1 protein-coding gene and 2 pseudogenes are annotated in these 3,867 nt (G+C 53.2%); all 3 read right to left on the bottom strand.

Features of this window, described 5'->3' with window-relative positions:
- Positions 1-483 (bottom strand): annotated as a pseudogene (locus L692_RS29605) (ATP-dependent helicase); the annotation flags it as partial.
- A 149-nt stretch (positions 484-632) separates the two neighbouring features.
- Positions 633-2,453, bottom strand: coding sequence for a reverse transcriptase domain-containing protein (locus L692_RS0120475; RefSeq protein WP_025701905.1), 1,821 nt, complete (start codon positions 2,451-2,453; stop codon positions 633-635).
- 592 nt (positions 2,454-3,045) lie between these two features.
- Positions 3,046-3,867, bottom strand: a pseudogene (locus tag L692_RS29610) (UvrD-helicase domain-containing protein); the annotation flags it as partial.

Genomic DNA, 3,867 nt, shown 5'->3' on the forward strand with positions numbered 1-3,867 from the left:
CCCGCCGTTCTTGCCCGTCATCCGGACAATCCGCCGGGCAATGGCCCGGGCCTCCAGCTGGGCGGTCTCGCTTTCGATCAACTCGCTTTCGCCCGGCCCCGCTTCTCCGTCTTCGCCTCTTTCTTCCGGCGCGCCTTTGGAGCTTCCCCTGTCAATCAGCAGCAGCTCCGGAGCAAAGTACGTATCCGGCCCCTTGTCCGCCGCGCCAGGAAAGTTCGCGCCGTATACAAGCTCCGCCCGCTCGTCGTAGGCAATTTCGGCCACCGTCTCGTTCATGATCCGGCGGAACAGCATATTGACGGCGTCCACGACCTCCATCCGGCTGCGGAAATTGCGGGCAAGGTCGATGACGACTCCTGTGGCCTCTCTGGTTTCAGCGCCATTTATCGCTTCACTGTTATATCCGTCCGTTTCCCGGCCTTCCCGGCCAGGCTTGCCTGCAAAGCCGCTTCTGCCGTAGCTGCGGTACTTGTCCAGGAACAATCCCGGCTCTGCGAGGCGAAAGCGGTAGTAGGGTAAGAACCCCGCGCCTTATCACATTGCTGTGACTGGTTTCGAAGAACTCCCCTCCGAACCGTACGTACTTGTCTCCAAGTATACGGCTCTCCACTTGTCATCTTGACCAGAGATACCTATTCACCACGATGGATTTTATCATGACACGCAGCGCAGACAATGAGTGTCTTCCTGTTCTTCTCAATCATCATAGTTTCCCAGCGTTCTTTGCCTTTGAGGTTTTTGAGTTTGTTGATGTGGTGCACCTCGTAGTTCAAGCTAGGGTCATCGGTTCCGCAGAGCTCGCATCGACCGGCTTTCATTCGATCGACTAGGCTCGTAGGGTTGTTGAAGAAGGGCAGTAAGTTTGGATGTACATCCGGGTCAGTGCGGGAGAGGGGGGTCTTCGTCCTCTTGAACCCGTCCTTGTAGAAATAAAGGATTTTAGTCTGACCTTTCTTATCCTCATACGGGATGCCCCAATGTTTATCAACCGAGTACTTCTGCTTGATCTTGGCAATGCTCGTCTTGTGCTTGTTAGCCAGAGTCGCAAGGCAACTGTATTCCATCACGTACCGGAGTTGCCACATGTACCGATTCACATTGACCGCCATTTTGTAGAAGTTATAAAGACCTCTGAGGCGGGCATTGTAAAGTGCGACAATTTCAAGTTCGGGATGGTTGACGATGGTCGGGTCCTGAAGCATTCTCCACTGCTTAGCGTTGATGTCTTTAACCATCTTGTACTTCGTGATGAAGCTCCTGACCGTGTCATCTGGCATGTAGAGTTCAACGCAACCGTTGTAGGACCTCTTTCTCACGCCGTTTTTATCCGTTCTAAAGTTCCAGTCGTTCTTGACCCTCATAATGTGACCAAGGAATTTTGCTCCATTCTCGGTGTGGGAGATGAGCGTCTTTTCTTGCGACAGCTCGATTTCCAGTTCCTCATGCATGAATCCCTTGATATCCTGTTTGATTTTCTCGCACTGCTCCTTGCTTCCCCATACGGCGACGATGAAATCGTCGGCGTAACGAATGCACTTGATACGCGCAAACTTGGCTTCTTGGAAGGTGTAGTAAGGGACGCTGTTTCGTTGTTCGGTCTGTTCCTTGATGAATTCGATTAGGCTGTCAGCCGTACCAGAGTCGGACGCGGCATCGTGCTTTCGCTTGGCTCGTACGATTCGCATATCCAAGGTTTTGTATAACGGACTAATTTTCTTGGATCGCGGTGTACCAAGGTCGAATTTCTGTTTATAGGAGTTAAACCACTTGTCGAAATGATCCAAGTAGATATTAGCAAGCACCGGGCTGACGATGCCACCTTGCGGTGTACCGCTGTATGTGCCGTAATGCTTCCAATCTTCAAGGTATCCAGCTCTTAGGAACTTCCAAATCAACCTGATAAATTTGGCGTCATTGATTTTCTTCTCCAGGAGGGCGATCAGTTTGTGATGGGAGATGTTGTCAAAGTATCCTTTGATGTCCCCTTCGATGAACCAAGTCGCTCCCTTGAATTCCATCTTTGCTTCGTGTAGGGCAGTGTGGCAACTGCGATTGGGTCGGAACCCGTGACTGAAACTTTCGAACGTGGGTTCATAAATCGCGTCCAGAATCATCCTACAGATTTCTTGGATGACCCTATCCGAGAAGCCGGGAATCCCAAGAGGGCGTTTTTGCCCGTTCTTCTTGGGTATGTAAACCCTGCGAACCGGAATAGGTTGGTACGACTCGTCCTTCATGACTTCAATGAGTTTCTGGATTTTCGCCAGACTGAATTTGTCTGCCGTTTCGCCATCAGCACCTGCTGTTCCGCTGCCGTTATTGGCGTAGAGGTTGTCAAATGCCCTCAAATAGAAGTCCACGTTATAGAAGTGACGGTAAACCCTTTCGAACACGTAATCAGGTTTCTCACTCGATATCTTGGTCAATAGGTATAAAGTTTCGCTAGAATTCATGGAGCCTTGCGCTCCTTTCCGCAAAGTTTATACCAACAAGCTGTCTCCCTTCGCCATGTAACAGGCTTTCCCTGTCTCGGACTACTACGGAGACTCCGTTACCGTATGGGATATTCAACTCCCTGCGGAGTATAGCCAGATATTGGCGTTCCCACTTAGGTAATCCCCATTTAGTCACATCAGTTCAAGCGTGGTAAGTTGTCGGATGGTCCTTTCGTCCTTTCCACCTATCCAGGTGTGCGCCAGTGCGGAGAAGCTTGGGTATCACTACGGATTATAGCATCTATCTATCCGAAGTGTCTGACAGTGTTCGATCTATCCAGCTGTCAGATGCACTGGAGGCAGGTAGCAGCTAACTTTCCTGCCGGGAAACATGGCCCCGCTGAGACTAGACTTCAAGCAGTTTTAGCTTTCATCCTCGTACTTACCTTTATGTCTCGCCGCTCAGTCGTGGTGTGTTAGCTCACCAACTCGCGACTTTCCCAACATGCTACACTCCCCGTCCGGTTTCCCTTTCGGATAAGTTGGGTGACATGACTTCCATACCCTGGAAGCCCCCCGGCTTAGCAGGGAAAACTGATGCGCCTTATGGGCGCACGATGCTCTGCTTCATATCGCCGACCATGAACCGGTTTCCCGGCTGCTCCCTCGAAATCAGCCGCACAATTTCTTCCTGAACGCTGTTCGTATCCTGATATTCGTCAAGCAGCACCTCGTCGAACTGGGCCCGGTATTCGAGCGCAGCGTCCGAAGGCATGGAATTTCCCATTCGCGAATCGGGGTGGCGCAGAATATCGAGACAATAATGCTCCAGATCACTGAAATCGACCAGCCCTTTGCCCGCTTTCTCCGCCTGGTAGCGCTCGCCGAACAGAATCACCGTTTCCGCCAGTTCTTTCATCAGCGGAGCCGCTTCGTGAAGCTCGCGCAGAAAGGCGTCCGCCGGGCGTCCGAACAGCGAGTTCTGGAGCTCCCCAATCAGGCTCTTGACTTCATCGCGCAAGCCTTTAACAGCCTCCTGAAGAGCGGGATCGGCCGCATCCTTCTTGCAGGGCTTCAGCTTGCCGAAAGAGACGCTCCGGAACAGGTCATACAGCTGGTCCCAGGGTTTTTCCTCCACAGCCCGCAGCAGCCCTTCAACCATGTCCAGATCCGCAGCCAGGCTTTCGGCGTATGGCGCGGGGCCGCCGGGCTTAAGGGCGATGTCCCGCCCCCGCTCCAGCTGGCTGACGGCGGCGGCCAGCGCCAGTCTTGCCTCGCCGAGTATGCTGCCCATCCAGGGCGTGCGCGACAGGGCTTCGGTATCCGGCAGCGAGAAGCCCGCCGCCGTCTCCCTCAGCCACTCCTTGGGCCAGGGATGGCTTCGCGCAAAATCATGCAGCCGCTGAACGAGCGCATGCACGGCGTCATCGGT

This window comes from Paenibacillus forsythiae T98 (assembly GCF_000520735.1).
Taxonomy (GTDB): domain Bacteria; phylum Bacillota; class Bacilli; order Paenibacillales; family Paenibacillaceae; genus Paenibacillus_AQ; species Paenibacillus_AQ forsythiae.